Consider the following 20074-nt stretch of genomic DNA (forward strand, 5'->3'; position numbering starts at 1 on the left):
GCGACACAATGAGACCAGTCAAGAACAGGATTTGCCTCTGGTATGACGGGGATGCCGAGGAGGCGGCACGGTTTTACGCCAGCCTCTTCCCCGACTCCGCCGTCGGTGCCGTACACCGGGCCCCGGCCGACTATCCCGCCGGCAAGAAAGGGGACGTGCTGACGGTCGAGTTCAGGGTGATGGGGATCCCCTGCCTCGGCCTCAACGGCGGGCCCGGGGTCCGCCACAACTGGGCGTTCTCGTTTCAGGTGGCCACCCAGGACCAGGCCGAGACGGATCGCTACTGGCACGCCATCATCGACCATGGCGGTCAGGCGAGCGAGTGCGGCTGGTGTCAGGACAAGTGGGGCATCTCCTGGCAGATCACCCCTCAGGTCCTCATCGAGGCGATAAGCGATCCCGACCCCGAGGCAGCGAGACGCGCCTTCGAGGCCATGATGCAGATGGACAAGATTGACATTGCCACCATCGAGGCGGCGCGCCAGGGCGAGTAGCCCGTTCGCACGGGCGCCGCACACAACAAGGCCACCCCTGGGGGTGGCCTTGTGCATATTGGCTGTCAGCTCTTCACGGCGCCGCGATTACTTGGCGTAATCCTCGGTGGGTACGCAGGAGCAGAACAGATTGCGATCGCCATAGACGTCGTCGATACGGTTGACCGACGGCCAAAGCTTGCTGGCGCGCACCGCGTCGGATGGGAAGACCGCCTCGGCGCGGCTGTAGCCACGGTTCCACTCTGCATCCATCACGTCGTCCTGGGTGTGCGGCGCATGGACCAGGGGGTTGTCGGCAAGGCTCCAGTGACCGTCCTGCACCCGGGCAATCTCGGCGCGGATGGCGGTCATGGCTTCCACGAAGCGATCCAGCTCGCGCTTGGATTCGGATTCGGTCGGCTCGACCATCAGGGTGCCCGCCACCGGGAAGCTCATGGTCGGCGCGTGGAAGCCGTAGTCCATCAACCGCTTGGCCACGTCCATCTCGCTGATGCCACTGGCTTCTTTGAGCGGGCGGATGTCCAGAATGCACTCGTGGGCCACCCGGCCGTTGCGACCTGTATAGAGCACGGGGAAGGACTCGCCGAGCTTCTTGGCCAGGTAGTTGGCGTTGAGGATGGCGACCTGGGTGGATTTCTTGAGCCCCTCGTCCCCCAGCATGGCGATGTACATCCAGCTGATGGGCAAAATGCTGGCCGAACCGAACGGAGCGGCAGACACGGCGCCGTTGTCACGGCTCTCCTTGTCGGTCTTGACCACGGCGTGACCGGCCACAAACGGTGCCAAGTGTTTCTTCACGCCGATGGGGCCCATGCCCGGACCGCCACCGCCATGAGGAATGGCGAAGGTCTTGTGCAGGTTGAGGTGAGAGACGTCCGCGCCGATAAAGCCTGGCGCCGTCAGCCCGACCTGCGCGTTCATGTTGGCGCCGTCGAGGTACACCTGACCACCATACTGGTGAACGATGTCGCACACCTCCTTGATGGTCTCCTCGTACACCCCGTGGGTGGAGGGGTAGGTCACCATCAGGCAGGAGAGCTGGTCTCCGACCTCGGCGGCCTTGGCGCGCAGGTCGTCCAGATCCACGTTGCCAGCCTTGTCACAGGCGGTGACGATGACCTTGAGGCCCGCCATCTGGGCGGAAGCCGGGTTGGTACCGTGGGCAGAGGCCGGGATGAGGCAGACATCGCGATGCCCCTCGCCGCGAGACTCGTGGTACTTCTTGATGGCCAAGAGGCCCGCGTATTCGCCCTGAGCGCCGGAGTTGGGCTGCATGCAGACCGCATCGTAGCCGGTCACCTTCACCAGCCAGTCTTCCAGATCTGCCAGCAGCAGCTGGTAGCCTTGAGTCTGCTTGAGCGGCGCGAAGGGGTGCAGCTTGCCAAATTCAGGCCAGGTCACCGGGATCATCTCGGCGGTGGCGTTGAGCTTCATGGTGCAGGAGCCCAGGGAGATCATGGCGTAGTTCAGGGCCAGATCTTTCGCTTCGAGACGGTGGATGTAGCGCAGCATCTCGGTCTCGGAGTGGTACTTGTTGAATACCTCGTGGGTCAGCACGGCGTCGGTGCGCAGCAGATCCTGCGGGATCGCCTGATGCGTCTGGGCGGCCTGGTCGAGGGCCTCCACATCGAGGCCGTGACCCCCCCCAAGGAACAGGTCGAACAGCTCGGCCACATCGCCTCGGGTGGTGGTTTCAGAGAGGGACACACCGACCGCACCGTCCAGATCCGCGCGCAGGTTGATGCCGAGCCCTTCGGCCTTGGCAATGAGTGCAGCTTTGTCCGACGTCAGTACTGTGAGGGTATCGAACCAGCTTCCGTGCTTGAGAGTCACGCCCTTGGCAGTGAGGCCGAGCGCCAGGATGGTGGTCAGACGGTGCACGCGGGAGGCGATGGTTTTCAGCCCCACCGGGCCGTGGTAGACGGCGTAGAAGCTCGCCATGTTGGCCAGCAGCACCTGGGCGGTACAGATGTTGGAGTTGGCCTTCTCGCGGCGGATGTGCTGCTCGCGGGTCTGCATGGCCATGCGCAGGGCGCTCTTGCCACGGGCATCCTTGGAGACGCCGATGATGCGACCCGGCATGGAGCGCTTGTAGGCGTCGCGGGTGGCGAAGAAGGCGGCGTGGGGGCCACCGTAACCCATGGGCACACCGAAGCGCTGGGCACTGCCGAACACCACGTCGGCACCCAGTTCACCCGGGGATTTGAGCAGCAGCAGGGAGAGCATGTCGGTCCCGACGCAGGCCAGCCCCTTCTGGGCCTGGACGGCGGCAATGAGGGAACGCAGATCGGCCACATTGCCGGTGGTCCCCGGGTACTGGAACATGGCACCGAACACCTCTTCGCTCACGGCCTCGCCCGCAGGGCCGACCACCACATCGAAACCGAAGTGGACCGCGCGCTCCTTGACCACGTCGATCACCTGGGGGTGAACGTCGTCGGCCACGAAGAAGAGGTTGGATTTGGATTTGGCCATGCGCTTGGCCAGCGCCATGGCTTCGGCGGCGGCGGTGGCTTCATCGAGCAGGGAGGCGCTCGCCAGATCCATGCCGGTGAGATCCAGGGTGAGCTGCTGGAAGTTGAGCAGGGCTTCGAGACGGCCCTGGGCCAGCTCGGGCTGATAGGGGGTGTAGGCGGTGTACCAGCCCGGGTTTTCCAGCACGTTGCGCAGGATGACGTGGGGCACGTGGGTGTCGTGGTAGCCCATGCCGATGTAGCTCTTGGCGATCTGGTTCTTGGCCGCATAGCCCTTGAGCTTGGCCAGGGCCTCCACTTCGGTCATGGGGGCGCCGATACCAAGCGGCCCCGGACGACGGATGGCGGCGGGGACCGTCTGCTCAATCAGATCGTCCAGGCTCTCGGCACCCACGGTGGCGAGCAGGGCCCGCAGTTCTTCCTCACCCGGGCCGATGTGACGGCGGATGAAATCGGTTTTTTGCTCGAGTTCAAACAGTGACTGGGTCATTTCCCTATTTCCTGGTAATAGGTCCTGGCATGACATCCTGATAACCAAGACCTGATGTTCCTGTAGCCGGTCGATACCGGCTCCACTCATGTTCTGTGTCCGCCGCGGGCAGACGGGGAATGCGGCAAGGGCATCCCGAAGGCGCAAAGGCTGCGCCTTTCCTGCAACCGCCATGGCCGCAGGATGGCAGTCATACAAGTGGGCCCTGCTGTGTTGGCAGGGCCCGGGGGCATTACTCTTCGTCCACCACGTTCTGGTAGCCTTCGGCATCCAGCAGGTTGGCGAGCTCGCCCGCGTCGTCCAGCTTGATGCGGAACAGCCAGCCGGCGCCGTAGGGGTCGGAGTTGACCAGCTCGGGGCTGCCTTCCAGCTCTTCGTTGACGGCCAGGATCTCGCCGCTCACCGGGCTGTAGATGTCGGAGGCGGCCTTGACGGACTCCGCCACGGCGCAATCTTCACCGGCGCTCACCTGCTTGCCCACTTCCGGCAGATCGACGAACACCATGTCCCCCAGCAGATCCTGGGCGTGCTCGGTGATGCCGACCACGGCTTCGCCGTTGGCTTCAACACGGACCCACTCGTGGGAGGTGGCATATTTCAGTTCGCTCGGGATATGGCTCATTTGTGCTTCCTTTATGCTCTTGGATCGCTTCAACAAAAATGGGGCGGCGAAGGTCAACCCTCGCCGCAATCAATGATTACACCAGCGGCTGGCCGTTGCGCACGAAGGCCGGCTTGGTGACTTTCACGGTGACCTGCTTCTTGCGGATCTCCACCTGGGCCTGTTCGCCGATATCGCGGGGCACCCGCGCCAGGGCAATGCTGTAACCCAGGGTGGGCGAGAAGGAGCCGGAGGTGATCACCCCTTCCCGTGTTTCGCCGCTCTCGCTGGTGAAAGTGACCGGCATGCCGGCACGCAGCACGCCCTTTTCTTCCATCACCAGACCCACCAGCTTGGGCTGGTTGCCGGCGGCCTTCTGGGCTTCCAGGGCGGCGCGGCCGATGAATTGGCGGGAGGCAGGCTCCCAGGCCAGGGTCCAGGCCATGTTGGCGGCAAGCGGAGAGATTGACTCGTCCATGTCCTGACCGTAGAGGTTCATGCCCGCTTCCAGGCGCAGGGTATCACGGGCACCCAGGCCGCAAGGGGCCACGCCGTTGTCCAGCAGGGCCTGCCACAGATCGCACGCCTTCTCTTGGGGAACCACAATCTCGTAGCCATCTTCGCCGGTGTAGCCGGTGGTGGCGATGAAGAGATCCCCGGCCTGCACACCGAAGAAGGGCTTCATCCCTTCGACCGCCGCATTCTGCTCGGGGGTGAACACCTTGGCCGCCTTGGCCTTGGCGTGGGGGCCCTGCACCGCGATCATGGCAAGCTCGGGGCGCTCGGTCACGCTCACGGCAAAGTCGATGGCGTGATGGCGGATCCAGGCCAGATCCTTCTCGCGGGTAGCGGAGTTCACCACCAGGCGGTAGAAGGTATCGGTCAGGAAGTAGGTGATGAGGTCATCGATGACGCCGCCTTCCGGATTGAGCATGCCGCTGTAGAGGGCCTTGCCGGGGACGGTGAGTTTGGCCACGTCGTTGGCCAGCAGGTGTTGCAGGAAGGCTTTGACCCGCTCGCCGGTCAAATCGACGATGGTCATGTGGGAGACATCGAACATGCCTGCATCGGTGCGCACCACATGGTGCTCTTCCAACTGGGAACCGTAGTTGATGGGCATCTCCCAACCGTGGAAGTCCACCATCTTGGCACCCGCTTCCAGGTGTTTCGGATGCAATACAGTAGTCTGGATCATCGCTGTGTTTCCTTAAGCGTTCGCGACAACACTCGCAATCCGCCCCGGCTCGTCGGGAACTACGGACCACAAGCTCTGTGCTCGTTCCCGCCCGGGCGGGCAGGAGTGATTCCTTGAACGGAGCGGATTATATGACAAGCGTGCCGGGGCACCGCTCAAAAAAAACTAATCCTCACCCGACTCACTGACACCAGACACTAAGGCAAAAACAGTGATAAAAACAGCCAAAACCGCGCCATTGCGGGATTTAATGTTGATTTTTACCGTCCCGTCACAATTTACAGAAAAACGTTTCGCTTCTCGCCAACATTAAAGGCTGACCCCCCAAAGGGTCATCTCGCCCTGTCAGATTAGTTTTTTTGTTAAAACCCCGGGGTAAGATTAGATTTTTTCACCCTTGGCCAGGGTGGGCAGCTCCCCATCCAGCCCCATGGCGGCCCGGATCATGCCCTGCTTGAGGGGGCCAAGACCGTCGACGGCGCGAAGCCCCACCCCGCGCACCAGCTTCTTGAGGGGGTTGCTGCCCGCAAACAGTCGCTTGAGCCCCTCCATGGCCGCCAGCATGCGCGCCGCCTCGCTCTTGCGCCAGCGCTCGTAGCCCCGCAGGTTGGCGAGCAGGCCGATGTCCGCGCCCTTGCCGTGATGAATGAGGATCTGCTCCGCCAGGGCGGCGGCATCCAGCAAGCCCAGATTCACCCCCTGCCCCGCCAGCGGGTGGATGGTGTGGGCCGCATCCCCCACCAGCACCAGGCGCTCGCGGGCAAAGTCGCGGGCGTAGCGGGCGGTGAGCGGAATGGCGCTGCGAGCCCCCTCCACCTTGCACAGCCCGAGGCGCCCATCAAAGGCGGCGGTGAGCTGGCGGTTGAAGCCGTCGTCATCCAGGGCGCAGAGCGCCTCGGCGCGGGCCGCGGGCACAGACCACACGATAGAGCAGAGGTCGGGCTGCCACAGGGGCAGGAAGGCGAGCGGCCCCTGGGGGGTGAAGATCTGGCGCGCCACCGCCTCATGGGGCTCGGCACAACGCACCGTCGCCACCAGGGCGTGATGACCGTAATCCCAGCTGGTGAGCGGGATATCGGCCTGACGGCGCACCCAGGAGTGGGCGCCGTCGGCGGCCACCACCAGCTTGGCCGAGAGGGCCTGGCCATCTTCCAGCAGCAGCAGGGCGCCCGCTGGCCCGCACTGCAGGCTGGTGGCCCGGGCCGGGGTCAGCATCTGGATATTGCTGGCCCCCGCGATGGCGTCCAGCAGCGCAAGCTGGATCACCCGGTTCTCGACGATGTGGCCAAGGGCCCCCTGACGCAGGCTGGCAGCATCGAAATCGATGTGGCCGAAACTGTCCTGCTCCCACACCTGCATCTTCTCGTAGGGCTGCAGGCGGCGCGCCACTATGCCGTCCCAGGCGCCGACCCCTTGCAGGATGTGCTGACTCGCGAGGCTCAGGGCACTGACCCTGTTGTCCGGCGTCTCACCGAGCGTTGCATCGGGCAGCCGGCCTTCCACGATGGCCACCTTGATCGCCCGGTTCTTGAGGGCGGCAGCGAGCCCCAGGCCCACCATGCCCCCCCCCACGATCACCACATCCACATCTTGCATCTGCATTCTCTTGTGTCCTTTCCGGGCGGGTCGCCAGGATCTGCGAGGCGACGCCCACAGGCGTGCCTCTTGCTCGAAATCGTCTTTGCCGCCGGGGCGACAGCGCTTATTGGCCGCACACCTCGCCCACGAATCCCAGGGTGCGGGAGGCGAGCGGTGCCTTGAGCCAGGGCACTCTGCCCATCAGGGAGAGCGCCAGATTGCGGCCCACCACCAGGGGAGCGTGATGGTTTGAGAAGAGCTGGGCCAGGGAGGACGTGAGCCAGACGGTCTGGGCCTGATCGTCCCGCCGCTGCTGCCAGTAGCCGCTTAGCACCTCAAAGCCGCCGATGTCTTCCCCCGCCGCGAGCGCACGGGCCAGGGTCCGGGTCAGCACGTCCAGATCCCGCATGCCGAGGTTGAACCCCTGACCGGCGATGGGGTGCAGCAGGTGGGCGGCGTTACCCACCAGCACGGTGCGCTGGGCCAGCGGGTAGTCGGCCACCGTCAGCACCAGCGGATAGAGGTGGCGCACGCCGGTACGCTCGATGCGCCCGAGGCGCCAGCCAAAAGCCTGCTGCAGACGGGCGAGAAAGGCGGCGTCATCCAGTGCAAGCAGCCCCTGTGCCTCGTCCCGCGGCACGCTCCACACCAGAGAAGAGAGGCCGTCCTGCATGGGCAGCAGGGCCAGCGGCCCTCCATCGGTGAAGCGCTCGAAGGCCCGTCCGGCGGGATCCTCGGCGGTCTTGACGGTGGCGATGATGGCGCTCTGGCCATAATCGTGGCGACTGACCGGCATCTTGAAATGCTGGCGCACGAAGGAGTGGCCCCCGTCGGCCGCCACCAGCAGCCGGGTGCGGTAGCGCGCGCCGCCCTCCAGGGCGAGCGTCACTCCCGCCTCGTCGGGGTCGATGGCCTCAAGCCTGGCCGGGCACAACATACGGATCTGCGGGCAGGCGGCGATCGCCTCTTGCAGCACGATGCCCGCCGCCGACAGCTCGATCACCTGACCGAGGGCGGGTAGACCATACTCCGCCGCCGACAGCCGGGTCTGGCCACAGTGGCCCCGATCCGACACATGGATATGGGTGATGGGGGAGCAGTGGGGTACCAGGTGCGGCCAGAGGCCGTGACGGGCCAGCGCCTCGCAGGTACCGGCGGAAAGCGCGATGGCACGGGCATCGAAACCGGGATGAGCATTGAGCTCGGGCGCACTGGCCTCCAGCAGCAGGATCTGCAGGGGGGCGCCATCCTGTCCTTTCAGGGCGGCAAGGGAGAAGGCCAGCACGGCACCGCTCATACCACCGCCGACGATAGCCACGTCGACGTGAACCAGATCAGATTGAGACATGAGAAGAGGGCATAGGCGAAAAAACGTGGGCCAATCCTACCACAAAGGTGGCGGACGGGATGCGAAGCCACGGGCAAAAAACCGCTTTGGCACCATGGGTTAGCAGAGTGCCTCCCCTGCTCTCGCCCCTTGTAAAACAGAAAGAGCGCCGTGATGCGCTCTTTCATTGACCCGGTGGGCGGGCAGATCAGTGCAGGGTCGGCGGCATGCTCGGTGCAGCCGGGCGCTTGCCAAACTCCTCGAACGCCATCATGACCCCGAGGCGCACGTGTTCGTAAAGCACCAGGAAGGAGGCTTCGTTCTCTTCATCTTCCTGATCGAACTCGGCAGAGACCTGGGTGATGCTGGCGATGTCCTGAATCATCTCCTGCAGCTCTTCGGATGCCTTGGAGAGCTCCTGTTGGACCACGCCAAAGCCGGCCAGGAAGGCCTGGGACCAGTCCACCAGCGAGTCGATGCGCTCATCGAGCGGCGCCTCGTCGCTTGGCAGCAGCAGCTCGACGCCCTTTTGTGCCATCAGGCTCTCGATCACCTCGTGATAGAGGTCGGTCATCACCTGGCGCACCGGTGCCGGCAGACCGAAACCGTCGTTGATCAGATCATTGAAATGGGGCTGCCAGCTTTTGTCGTCCAGGGCCACGCCACCGCACACCAGGCCGCAGATCACGCCATGGGCCTCGACGGCCGTCGCCATGAGGTCGTGCTGTGCCATCAGGTCCGCCACGGCGGCGTATTTCAGGGGGGTTGTTTTGCTCATCTAGGATCCGCTCAAAGTTCAGGCAAATATGCAGAATTTATGGCCGAGATCCTAGCATTCTCCCCCAGCCAGAGCCAGCAAGGCCTTGAAACTTCTGCATCTGCGCTATATAGTCCCGCCCAGTTGTCCACGTGGATAAAGGCGGAAATCAGCCCCGCCGTATTGAGGAAGGCATGAGCATAGAGGCCGTAGAAATCGTCATTCTGGGACGTCCCTACAAGGTGTCCTGTCCCTTGGGACAACAAGATGCCCTGCGCCAGGCCGCCGACCAGCTGACCGACAAGCTCATCGAGCTTCGTCAACGTTCCAAGGTCTCCAGCAACGAACAGCTGGCCGTCATGGCAGCGCTCAATTTCTGTCATGAGCTCTGCCTTGAAAAAGAGAAAAACCACCAATACTCTGAGACCATGGACAAGCGGATCAAGATGCTGCAACGCACCATCGAAGCCGCCTTGATCGAGCACGGACAATACGGTGAATCCAGCGAAGAGGCGCAACAGCCCTAATCGCACCGAGTTTTGAAATTCCCTGGAGTGTTTGTCAGCCGGTTCAAGTCCCCGAGCCGATATTCATACCAAACAGGGGGTCTGCCTTCTGGCTATTGAGCATGCTCGGCCCGACCGAGAAGCCTGCGGCCAGATTAGATCTCCGCCTTGAACCGACGGTTCAAGGGCCCAAACCGGCAACGGCATCTCCGGGGTACCTACCCAAAAAAGCCCGTCATCACGACGGGCTTTTTCTTTGCCTGCGCGGCAACCCCCTTCCACTCGCCTGCGGCGTCTCGCCACCCGGCAGGAGGCAGTAAAAAGCCCGCCAACGGAGCGGGCTCTTGGCCGTGTCAGACGGCCATCTGCTCGTGGGGCGCGCCGTTGTGGCGCAGCCACACAAAGCTCAAGGCCACGATCAGCACCATCACCGTCATGATGGCCCCCAGGGTCACCTGCCCCGTCATCGGGAAGCTGGCGGCCAGCAGGGTTACCACGCCAGCCCCCAGATTCTGCATGCCCCCGAGCACGGCTCCCGCGGTACCCGCCTGGCCCGGGAAGGGCTCGATGGCACAGGAGGTGGCGGTCGGATAGAGAATGCCGCTGCCAATGAAGTAGACCGCAGCCCCGCCCACGAGGGAGGCAGCGCTCACCATGCCGAGCAGCCCGGGTACCAGGATGATGAGCGACCCCAGGGCCAGGAAGGCGATGCCAAGGCGCATCAGCTTGCCCTGGCTCAGGCGAAAACTCAGTCTGGCGGAAAGCCAGGCGCCGAACAGATAACCGGGCAGCGGCAGCACGAACAGCACGCTGACGGTGCGGGCACTCAGCTTGAGCACGTCCCCCAGCAACACCCCGGCCGCCGCCTCGAACACCGCGAGGCCGGCAAAGGTGGCCATCAGACAGAGCAGGTTGCCCTGAAAGCGCGGGTTGCCGAGCACATGACGATAGGCGGCGCCCACCCGCAGCGAATGCTGGCGGGCGGATGCTGGCAGCGTCTCGCCAAACCAGGCCAGCAACGCCAGGGTGGTCAGGGCACCAAAACCGAACAGGAACCAGTAGCCGGCACGCCAGTTGAACAGCTCGGTGAGCCAGCCGCCCAGCACAGGTGCCAGCAGAGGGGAGAAGATGACCCCCATGCTCACCAGGCTGTTGGCACGGTTGAGCTCGGCGCCACTGTAACGGTCGCGCATCACGGTCCGGCTCATGGCGCCCCCTGCCCCGGTGCCCAGCCCCTGGATAAGGCTGCCCGCCAGCAAGGCGGTGAAGCTCGGGATCAGCTGGATGGTGAGGGTGCCGACCAGGAAGATCATCATGCCGATGATGAGCACAGGGCGACGACCGATGCGATCCGACAAGGGGCCATAAACGAACTGGGAGAGGCCGTAGGGAATGAGGTAGCAGGCCATCACCGCCTGCAGTTGGCCGGAGGCCACATGGAAGTCCCCCGCCATCATGGGAATGGAGGGCACATAAAGGGTCTGGGTCATCTGACCCACGGCGACCATCAGAATGGTCAGGAAAAACAGGGGATAGAAGCTGTGCCGATACATACTGTCGTCCGAAAAAAATCAAAAAGCCGCCACCCTCCGGGCAGGGATCTGCAGGAGGTGTCTGACAAAGGTCGTTGAAGAGGAACAAGGCGGAGGACCCGCACCCGCCAGCAGCAGGACGCTCTCTGGCTTACGACAATCTTAGTGATTCATATCACAAAAAACGAACGAAACTTTATAATCTGCTTACCCAAGTTTTTCTAATGCGACGGGGCCCAAGGCCCCGTCACTGTCATCTCATCATGGGGGAAGGATTCATCCTGTCCCCTCTTTACCCCACTCTTCTCACCTCGGCCGACGCGCCTTCGAACATGGGGGTACCCGCCTCCCCCAGTCTCAGACAACGAGGAGCAACCTTGCCGACCAGCCCTTCGTCATGGGTCACCAGCAGCAGGGCGCAGCCTATCTCTCCCAGTTCCTCCAGCAGACAGGCGATGGTCTGTTGCTGGCTCAGGGGATCGAGCCGGGACGTGGGCTCATCGGCGAACAGCAGCACGGGGCGCAGCAACAGGGCCCGGATAAGCGACAGCCGCTGCAGCTCCCCTCCCGAGACCTGGTTTGGCAGGCGCGTCAACAGCCGTTCATCCAGCCCCAACCGGGCCAGATAGTCGACAAGCCGATGGCGAGGCAGCCTGTGCAGACGCAGCACATCATCGAACTGGGTGGCGAGGCGTACCCGGCTGGCAAAGGCCTGCACCGGATCCTGATAGAGCTTCTGCCAGCGGCAGGGAGCTACCCCTTCCCGTCGCAGCACCTCCCCTTGCAGGGGGCGTTGCAGACCCAGCAGCACGTTGCCGAGGGTGCTCTTGCCCGCGCCGCTCGGCGCCATGATGGCCATTCGCTCCCCTTGCGCCAGGGCAAGGTCCAGCCCCGTGAACAGGGGTTGAGCCCCATATCCCATGGCAAGCCCCTTTCCGCGGATGAGCCAGTCACCGGTAGGAGGGACGGCCGCCTCGGGCCAGGCGGAGGGCTCCGCCGCCAGCAGGGCCCGGGTATAGGCATGGGATGGCGTGTGCAGCACACGCTCGGCGGGCCCCTGCTCCACGATCTCTCCTCCCTTGACCACCAGCACCCAGCCCCCCAATGCGCGAGCCAGGGAGAGATCATGAGTGATGGTCAGCAGATGGCGTCCACGGGCCAGGTAGCCCAGCAACAAGGCACCCAGCCTGGCTGCGGCCCGGCTGTCGAGCCCCTTGGTGGGCTCGTCAGCCACCAGCAGACGGGCCTCCCCCAGGGTGGCGGCGGCAAAGGCCGCGCGCTGAGCCATGCCTCCCGAGAGCTGGTGTACAAAGGCGCCCTCCCGCCCGGCCAGTCCAAGCCGCTCGAGGGCGGCACGGGCCCGCGATCGGGCCTCCTTGCCGCCTGGCAGCCACCCTTCCTCCACCTGGGCAAGCAACCCCATGGTGGGATCCAGCGCCAGCACCGGCTCCTGGGGCAGCATCGCCAGCTCCCGCCCCCAGAGAGTGCGCAGGCGAGGCGTGTCGGCCAGGTTGTGATGGCGGCCACCCGACACCATCTCGCCCCGGCCTGTCAGGGGGGCTGGCAACGTGCCCATCAGGGCATGAGCCAACAGGGATTTGCCCGAACCGCTCTCCCCGATCAGGGTCAGGGCGGTGCCGGGATGAATGGTGAAATCCAGCGCCTGCAACAGGGTTTTCTGGCCATCATCGACCTGCAACCCCTTGATATGAATGGCCGTCATGAGGTGGCTCCTTGTGAAGATGGCATGTCAAGGCCGCGCGTCTGATGAAGCAGCACCAGGGCCAGCAACATCAGCCCCATGACAAGAATGGGGGCCAGTAGCAGACGGGGAGCCTCCTGATAGTGGGGCAGCGCCTCCGTCATCATCAGCCCCAGCTCCGGCGTTGGCGGCTGAATGCCCACTCCGACAAAGCCCAGGGTAGAGAGGGTTAGAATGGCACCCGCTAGGCCGAAGGCCATCATGGTGAGCAACTGGGGGGCGAGCTCGGGCCAGAGATGGCGCCGCACCACATGGGCATGGCCGAATCCCAGCAGACGGGACGCCTCCACCTGGGGCGAGGCGAGCAGCCCCCGGCTGCGGGCACGCACCACCCGGTAATACTCCACCCACTGGGCCATGGCCAAGCCGAGATAGAGGATGGCAAAGCCACCCTGGGCCATGGCGGAGAAGAGCAGCACCAGCAACAGGCCTGGCAGGGCCAGCACGCCGTCGGCCAGGCTGCGCAGCAGACCGTCGACCCAGCCGCCGCGCCAGGCCGAGAGCCAGCCCAGCAATGACCCCAACAGCGCCGCCGTGATGACGCACAGCAGTCCCAGCAGCAGGGAGAGCCGGGTCGCCGCCGCGAGGCGCGCCATCAGGCTGCGCCCCATCTGATCCCGCCCGAGGGGCTCCTGCCAGGAGGGATCAGCCAGAAACTGTGCCAGATCCTGAGCCGCCGGATCGGGCCAGAGCACGGGGCCCAGCAGGGCAAACAACACCACCAGCAGGAGCAGGCCCAGCCCCGTTTTGACAGACAACGACATGATCAGGACTCCTTGGGACCACGGGGGTCAATGGCAAGACAAAGCAGATCGGTGAGGGTATTGAGCAGCACGAAGAGCACCGCCAGCACCAGCACGGTCCCCTGAACCATGGGGATGTCGCGCCAGAAGATGGCGTGCACCAGCGCATGGCCGATCCCGGGCCAGGCAAACAGGCTCTCGACCACCACGACCCCCTCGATGAGCAGCACCAGTTGCACGCTGGTGTAGGCGATGATGCTGACCCCGGTGTTGCGCAGACCGTGGCGCCAGAAAACCCGGGCCGGCGAAAGCCCCTTGGTGAGGGCAAATCGGTAATAACCGGACTGCACCACGGTGAGCACGCTTTCACGCACCACCCGGGAGAGCACGCCGGAGAGCCCCAATCCCAGGGTCAGGGCGGGCAGCAGCAGGTTGCTCCCCTCCCCGTGCCCTGCCGCACTGACCCAGCCCAGCTCCACCGAGAGCATCACCATGAGCACCAGGCCGAGCAAGAAGGGGGGCAACGCACGCATCAGCACGCTCCAGCCCAGGGTCAGGCGATCACACCATCCCCCCGGGCGCAGCGCACTCAGGCTGCCAAGCGGCAGCGCCACCACCAGCGCCAGCACCACGGAGGCGCTCGCGAGCGTCAGGGTGGCGCCCAGGTGATGACCCACGTCGGCGGCGACCGGTGCGCCCGTCACCAGGGAGCTGCCGAGATCCCCTTGCAGCAAGGCCCACAGCCAGTCGCCAAAACGGGCAAGGGCCGAGCCGGCCAGCCCCAGCTCGCTGCGCACCGCGTTGGCCGCCTCGGCGGTGACATAGTCATAGCCATAACGACCCGCCGCGATGCGAAAGGCGATGTCTCCGGGCAGGGACTGCACCATCAGAAAACAGAGTCCGGCCACCAGCAGGGCAACCACCAGCGCCTGCACCAGACGCTGACCCAGTATCCCCATGACGCGAGACAAGGGTGTCGCTGTCATCGTGCGCTCCATGTCAACTTGTCCAGGCCATAGCTGCGCTCCTGGGGATCGAGTTCAAACCCCTCCAGCCCCCGACTGACCGCCGCGCTCTGGCGGTACCAGGCGATGGGCAGGAGCGGCAACTCCTGTTGCAGTGTCGTGGCTATCTCCCGGCGAGCCGCAGCGGCGTTTGTGGGCGACAAGGCTTGCGTGGCAAGGCGGGTCAGTGTTTGCGTCATGGCCGGGGAGTGCCAGTTCATCACCCCCCAGTCCGCACCGGCAGGGGCCAAGTCCCCCAGCAACGTGACCAGGGGATCCGGTACCAGGGCATAATTGCGGGCGTAGAGACCAAGCTGGAGCGAGCCGTCCTGATGGCCCGCCGGGATCTCGCTCGAGTTGCCCACCGCCACCTTGAGATCCACCCCCACCGCCTTCCACTGCGCCTGCAGTGCCGTGGCGAGAAGCGGCAGCTCCGGACGGTCAGGGAAGGTACGCAGGGTCAGGGCGAAGCGCTCTTCCCCCTTGCGCAGCACACCGTCCTCCCCCGGCTGCCAGCCTGCCGCCGCGAAGGCCGCCCGGGCCGCCTTGACGTCATAGGCAAGCGGCGTCAACCCGAGCTGGTGCCACTCCCCCAGAGTGGGAGGAAAGAGCTGGGTTGCCGCCATCTCGGGATCCCGCAGCAGGGCGGCTGCCATACCACGACGATCGATGGCGAGACTCAGGGCACGGCGCACCACCGGATCGCTCAGACGGGGATCGGCGCCATTGAGCTTGAGCTGGATGGTCCGTGGCAGGGTGACCGAGGCGATGGAGACCCGTGACGCCTGCTGCAAGCGGCGGATGCTGACCGGATCCAGCCCCCAGGCGATGTCGGCCTGACCGCTCTCGGCCATCAGGGTGCGGCTCTCTGCACGCCCCACCGTCAGGTAGCTGACCTCCTCGATTGCGGGCCTGGCCCCCTGCCAGCCGTCGAAACGCACAGTCTCTATCCGCTGGGGTTGTTGCAGGCGGGTGATGCGGTAGGGGCCAGAGCCTATCACCTGAGTTACCTCCCCCTTGGCATCGTAGGCGGCCTTCGCCAGGATCTGGGTGCTGGGGTGGGCCAGCACGGCCGGCAGGGAGGCGAAGGGTTCGCTCAGGGTGACCTTCAAGACGCCATCTCCAGATCCGATGGACGCAATGGGAGCGCTGGTCATCACGCCGGGCTTGCGCCAGGCCTGTTGCAGGGCAAAAGCGGCATGCTCGGCGCTCACCTCGCTGCCATCGTGAAAACGGGCCCCGGGGCGCAATGTGAATCGCCACTGCAGACCGTCATCGCTACGCGACCACTCACTGGCAAGCCCGGGTTGCAGATTGCCTTTCCTATCGACATCTACCAGGGTCTCCACCACCTGCATGCGAGTAAAGAAGACCCCGTTGCTGGCGGGGTCGACACTGTGGATCTCCCAAGGCCCCACCATGGCAAGCGGTTTGCCGTCGGCTGCAGTCGTTCCTGCCATCAGAGCCAGGGCGAACCACCCGGCTGCGGTGCATTTTTTTGTCATCCTTTCCATCCAAGCTTCATGTTCATCAACCAAAGAGATGGCGTTATAACATAACAATTAATCAGGAAGAATGACTTTTGATTTTTGATAAATGGCTTATTTGAAAGACAAAAAGCGACTGCGATGCAGATCGTCAAACAACGGGGAGTCAAAGGGGAATAAAAAAGATGGCCCGTCAGGGCCATCATGATGGCGTCAGCGAGTCACCATCTGCTGCGCCCGCTTGACCTGATCCTCGGGGCTCTCATTACGCGGTGGAATGGTGATGCCCTTCTGGCAGGCGGGCCTGGCTTCCATGCGTGCCATCCAGGCCTGCAAATGCACCAACCCCTCGATGGAGATACCACTCCAGTCGTGGATGCGCACCCAGGGCCAGGTAGCGATGTCGGCGATGCTGTACTCGTCCGCCAGATACTCATGGTGTGCCAGATGACCGTCGAGCACCTCGAACAGGCGTCGCCCCTCCTTCTGGTAACGCTCGATGGCGGCCGGGATCTTCTCGGGGAAATAGCGATAGAAGACGTTGGCCTGCCCCATCATGGGACCGACGCCCCCCATCTGGAACATCAGCCACTGGATGGCCTGGGAGCGACGCTTGGGATCCTGCGGCAGCAACTTGCCGGTTTTTTCCGCCAGATAGATAAGGATGGCGCCGGACTCGAACACCGCGAAGTCACCATTGTCCCGATCGACGATGGCCGGGATGCGGCCATTGGGGTTGATGGCCAGGAACTCGGGCTTCTTCTGCTCCATGGTCGAGAAATCAAGGGGAATGACCTTGTAGGGCAGCCCCAGCTCTTCGAGGGCGATCGACACCTTGAACCCGTTGGGCGTGGCGGCAGTGTACAACTCTATCATCTTGGACTCCTTGAACGTTCAGGGGAAAGGATCAGGCCTGGGCGCTGGACCGGGCACTCACCCGGTCATGCCAGTCCTGCAAATGGGGCTGTTCGGGGGTGATGCGCAGGCCGACCACCTTGCCAAAATCAATGGTACAGAGGGCAAGAATGTCGGCGATGGTGAAGCGTTCCCCCGCAATATAGGGCACTTCGGCAAGACGGGCATCGAGCTTGTCAAACCAGATCTGAGCCTGTTGCTTGCACTCCTCCCCCCATTCGGGGAAGACCCGCTCCCGGTCTTTGTAAAAACCGGTGATATGACGAAACGCCATACCGATCGGCAACCAGAGGTTGAACTCGATGAAGCGACTCCACATCTCTATGGTGGCGCGCTCCAGCGCGGTGCAGCCAAACAGGTTCGGTTCGGGGTGAAGCTCTTCAAAATAGCGGCAGATGGCCAGGGTTTCACTCAGACAGGTTCCGTCATCGAGTTCCAGCACAGGAATGCGCCCGGCCGGGTTCTTGGTCAAAAAGGCGGGCGCCAGGTTTTCCCCCGCCCCCAGATCGACCTGTTGATATTCCATCTCGATCCCCTTCTCCGCCAGAAACATTCTGACCCGACGGGCATTGGGGGCTCGCCTCAGCTCATAAACCTTCATGTCACCTCCGTCGACGAACACACAGTGAGCCGCTGCGCAGGCCATAGCAAAGCGGCACAATGTCGGTCAGTTATGACAAATATTGTGCCGCTTGAACAGCCCGCATCGAGGGGGAGATGATTAGCTGCTCAGTACCCCTGGTTGGCGCTGGCGCAGCAAGATAAGACGGGAAAGCAGCGGGAAATAGGATTCAAACTTGCTTTGCAGCGCCAGGCTGCAGGCAGGATCCGCCAGTTCGGCCTCATCCAGCAGAATGCCGTTGGAGACAAAATAAAAATGCGGATCCCGGACATCCGGCCCCTGTGGAGCATGTTCATACTGTCGATGCACCAACAGGGGAAGCACCGGCAATCCCAGTGCACTGCCTCCTGCTGGCCAGAGCGGAACAGGCCAGGCAGCCCCCTCTTCTTCCAGCAGCAGGATCGCCGCTTCGTCCTTCGACGGTTGCCACTGCTGGGGCTGCGCCACCCGGACCTCGGTGACATAATCGCTCTCTTCGCTGGCGGCACGCAGTGCGGCCAACACACCCAGAGTCGTCGGCGACGACGGTTTCTGACTGACTAATGACAGATTCATGGCTCATATCCCTATGCTCACCACAGCCTGTTATCCGGCTGTCGCGATAAGACTAGTTGATTACAGGTCTTTATTGGAGCCGTCAGATCTGTCAGTCACCACCCTGACCGAATGAGGGCATAGCAGTTGCTATTCCCGAATATCTTGGTAAGATGTCGCGTCCTTTTATCCCCCGTTCTTTAACATCCAGTGGTGAACCTATGCATCCGATGCTGAATATCGCCGTGCGCGCTGCGCGCAACGCCGGTCAAGTAGTAGTAAAAGCCTTTTCTCAACCCGAGAACATCGAGGTTATCCAGAAAGGCAGCAATGACTTCGTGACCAACGTTGACCGTGACGCCGAAGCGGCCATCATTCACACCATCAAAAAATCTTACCCGGAACACAGCATCGTTGCTGAAGAGTCTGGCGAGATTGCCGGTACCAATCCGGACTACCAATGGATCATCGACCCACTGGATGGCACGACCAACCTGGTCAAAGGCATTCCGCACTTTGCCGTTTCCATCGCTCTGCGCGTCAAGGGCAAGACCGAACAAGCCGTTGTCTACGATCCCATCCGTGACGAGCTGTTCACTGCCACCCGCGGCAGCGGCGCCCAGCTGAACGGCTACCGCATCCGTGTCGGCAAGGCCAAAGAGCTCTCCGGCACCATCCTGGCCACCGGGTTCCCGTTCAAGCAGAAGCACCACATCGAACCCTACCTGAAGATGTTCCAGAGCATGTTCATCGAGTGTGCAGACATCCGTCGTGCTGGCTCCGCCTCGCTGGATCTCGCCTATGTGGCCGCTGGCCGCGTCGACGGTTTCTGGGAAATCGGCCTCAAGCCCTGGGACACCGCCGCCGGTGAGCTGCTGGCCAAAGAAGCCGGCGCCATCGTCACCGACTTCGTCGGTGGTCACAACTACGAAAACTCCGGCAACATCGTGGTGGCCAACCCCCGCGTGCTGAAAGAGATGCTCGGCAAGATCCGCGAAAACCTGCCGGAATCCCTGGCCAAGTAATCCCGGATACCCGCGAAAAAAATGCCAGTCGGTTCGCCGACTGGCATTTTTTATTCCTGACTACAGCGAAAATCCCGCCCCTCTCGATGACTCAGCGGGATCAGATAGTGCCGTTGCGTCCCATGTTGATCACCACCCGGCGGTTCTTAGCTCGGCCAGCGTCCGTTTCGTTGGAGGCCACGTGCTGTTTCTCACCGTGCCCTTCCACCGAGATCTTGCCCTCCTCGATGCCGAGATCCACAAACACCTGCTTGATGGCATCCGCCCGCTTCTCGGAGAGCTTCTGGTTTGGCCAGCGGCCGCCATAGCTGTCGCTGTAGGCGTCGATCACCACCACATCGATGCTCTTGTCTGCCTTCACATAGTCACCGATCATCGCCAGCCGCCGCTTGGAGGCCGGTGACAACTGATCGCTGTTCTTGTCATAGGAGAGCACGCTGAAGGCGATGTCGTTGAAGCTGTAGGGCAGCAAGCCACTCAGGCAGTCCATGAACGCCTGGTACTTGACCCTGAAATTGACCGACGAGAGCGATACCCGCACCGGCCTGTCCTGACGATACCAGTCGCGATACTGGAAAGTCGGCATACGCCCTCCTTCCAGCTCGTCCAGCATGGTCCAGGCGGTCTGCCCCGCCACCAGGCCGTCAAACTGCTGATAGAACTGCAACTGGCTGATCTGACGCCCGGCCACCCCGGGACGCCAGCTGGGGGGCATGATCCCGAGGCTCACTGTCTGGGTACGCGCCTGGGGTCGCTGCCCCTTGAGCTCGAAATCCAGATTGATCTTGCGCCCGGCCCGGCTGACAAAAGCCCCGGTTCCCCAGCGGGGAATAGGATGCTCCAACCTGCACTCCACCTGGGTATCAGAGGTCAGGCGCCAGACGGATTGATCCAGACCGGCGCCAAATTCGGTCACGCCCGCCTGCAACTGCATACTCACTGATATGCTGATCAACCCCAACACCCAAGCATTCAACGGCTTGTCCTCCACACTATCTCGAATTATCTATCGGCAGCGGCAGGACAAG

18 protein-coding genes and 1 other RNA gene are annotated in these 20074 nt (G+C 63.2%); 4 read left to right on the forward strand and 15 right to left on the reverse strand.

Translation table 11 applies throughout. The features are described 5' to 3' along the window. Positions 1–8: 8 nt before the first annotated feature. Positions 9–494, forward strand: coding sequence for a VOC family protein (locus AB5Y70_RS01485; RefSeq protein WP_010675079.1), 486 nt, complete (start codon positions 9–11; stop codon positions 492–494). Between the two features lie 87 nt (positions 495–581). Here the strand turns inward: AB5Y70_RS01485 and gcvP are convergent, their stop codons facing one another. From gcvP to AB5Y70_RS01515, 6 genes are all read right to left on the reverse strand, one after another. Continuing rightward, positions 582–3458, reverse strand: coding sequence for an aminomethyl-transferring glycine dehydrogenase (gcvP, locus tag AB5Y70_RS01490; RefSeq protein ID WP_010675080.1), 2877 nt, complete (start codon positions 3456–3458; stop codon positions 582–584). Between the two features lie 232 nt (positions 3459–3690). Then, entirely contained in the window at positions 3691–4080 is a 390-nt protein-coding gene (gcvH, locus tag AB5Y70_RS01495) for a glycine cleavage system protein GcvH (RefSeq protein ID WP_010675081.1), read from the reverse strand. A gap of 76 nt (positions 4081–4156) precedes the next feature. After that, a complete protein-coding gene (gcvT, locus tag AB5Y70_RS01500) occupies positions 4157–5254 on the reverse strand; it encodes a glycine cleavage system aminomethyltransferase GcvT (RefSeq protein WP_010675082.1) in 1098 nt (365 codons plus the stop codon). A 381-nt stretch (positions 5255–5635) separates the two neighbouring features. Continuing rightward, complete coding sequence (locus tag AB5Y70_RS01505; protein ID WP_010675083.1) at positions 5636–6856, reverse strand: FAD-dependent 2-octaprenylphenol hydroxylase; 1221 nt, start codon at positions 6854–6856, stop codon at positions 5636–5638. 100 nt (positions 6857–6956) lie between these two features. Beyond that, on the reverse strand, positions 6957–8180 hold the full coding sequence (gene ubiH, locus AB5Y70_RS01510; protein ID WP_029314704.1) for a 2-octaprenyl-6-methoxyphenyl hydroxylase: 1224 nt from the start codon (positions 8178–8180) through the stop codon (positions 6957–6959). 187 nt (positions 8181–8367) lie between these two features. Then, the gene (locus AB5Y70_RS01515; RefSeq protein WP_010675085.1) at positions 8368–8937 is read right to left on the reverse strand and encodes a UPF0149 family protein; all 570 of its coding nucleotides are present in this window, start codon (positions 8935–8937) and stop codon (positions 8368–8370) included. Between the two features lie 173 nt (positions 8938–9110). Between AB5Y70_RS01515 and zapA the strand changes: the two genes are divergently transcribed. Then, on the forward strand, positions 9111–9443 hold the full coding sequence (gene zapA / locus AB5Y70_RS01520; protein ID WP_010675086.1) for a cell division protein ZapA: 333 nt from the start codon (positions 9111–9113) through the stop codon (positions 9441–9443). 16 nt (positions 9444–9459) lie between these two features. Next, positions 9460–9642, forward strand: a non-coding RNA gene (gene ssrS, locus AB5Y70_RS01525) — 6S RNA. Between the two features lie 133 nt (positions 9643–9775). Here the strand turns inward: ssrS and emrD are convergent. The 8 genes from emrD to AB5Y70_RS01565 all read right to left on the reverse strand — a co-directional run bounded on the left by emrD (position 9776) and on the right by AB5Y70_RS01565 (position 18042). After that, complete coding sequence (gene emrD / locus AB5Y70_RS01530; RefSeq protein WP_010675087.1) at positions 9776–10975, reverse strand: multidrug efflux MFS transporter EmrD; 1200 nt, start codon at positions 10973–10975, stop codon at positions 9776–9778. A gap of 271 nt (positions 10976–11246) precedes the next feature. Then, complete coding sequence (locus AB5Y70_RS01535; protein ID WP_043154919.1) at positions 11247–12677, reverse strand: ABC transporter ATP-binding protein; 1431 nt, start codon at positions 12675–12677, stop codon at positions 11247–11249. Beyond that, positions 12674–13480, reverse strand: coding sequence for an ABC transporter permease (locus tag AB5Y70_RS01540; RefSeq protein WP_010675089.1), 807 nt, complete (start codon positions 13478–13480; stop codon positions 12674–12676). The genes AB5Y70_RS01535 and AB5Y70_RS01540 overlap by 4 nt, the downstream gene beginning before the upstream one ends. 2 nt (positions 13481–13482) lie before the next feature. Then, positions 13483–14445 (reverse strand): ABC transporter permease, encoded by a 963-nt coding sequence (locus AB5Y70_RS01545; protein WP_029314710.1) that lies wholly within the window; start codon positions 14443–14445, stop codon positions 13483–13485. Continuing rightward, entirely contained in the window at positions 14442–15968 is a 1527-nt protein-coding gene (locus AB5Y70_RS01550; protein WP_010675091.1) for an ABC transporter substrate-binding protein, read from the reverse strand. Before AB5Y70_RS01550 ends, AB5Y70_RS01545 begins: the two co-directional genes overlap by 4 nt. Before the next feature lie 195 nt (positions 15969–16163). Next, entirely contained in the window at positions 16164–16826 is a 663-nt protein-coding gene (locus AB5Y70_RS01555; RefSeq protein WP_010675092.1) for a glutathione S-transferase family protein, read from the reverse strand. 31 nt (positions 16827–16857) lie between these two features. Then, positions 16858–17466: a glutathione S-transferase family protein gene (locus AB5Y70_RS01560; protein WP_010675093.1), complete on the reverse strand. Its 609-nt coding sequence runs from the start codon at positions 17464–17466 to the stop codon at positions 16858–16860. A gap of 120 nt (positions 17467–17586) precedes the next feature. Then, positions 17587–18042, reverse strand: a complete 456-nt coding sequence (locus AB5Y70_RS01565) for a hypothetical protein (protein WP_029314712.1) — start codon at positions 18040–18042, stop codon at positions 17587–17589. Positions 18043–18242: 200 nt separating this feature from the next. On the opposite strand from AB5Y70_RS01565, the gene suhB reads away from it, so the two are divergent. After that, on the forward strand, positions 18243–19046 hold the full coding sequence (gene suhB, locus AB5Y70_RS01570) for an inositol-1-monophosphatase (RefSeq protein WP_010675095.1): 804 nt from the start codon (positions 18243–18245) through the stop codon (positions 19044–19046). Between the two features lie 100 nt (positions 19047–19146). Here suhB and AB5Y70_RS01575 read toward each other — a convergent pair whose 3' ends face one another. After that, the gene (locus AB5Y70_RS01575; RefSeq protein ID WP_174217494.1) at positions 19147–20022 is read right to left on the reverse strand and encodes an OmpA family protein; all 876 of its coding nucleotides are present in this window, start codon (positions 20020–20022) and stop codon (positions 19147–19149) included. Positions 20023–20074: the final 52 nt, after the last annotated feature.

The sequence above is a fragment of the Aeromonas sp. s1(2024) genome, from assembly GCF_040908005.1.
Taxonomy (GTDB): Bacteria; Pseudomonadota; Gammaproteobacteria; order Enterobacterales; family Aeromonadaceae; genus Aeromonas; species Aeromonas caviae.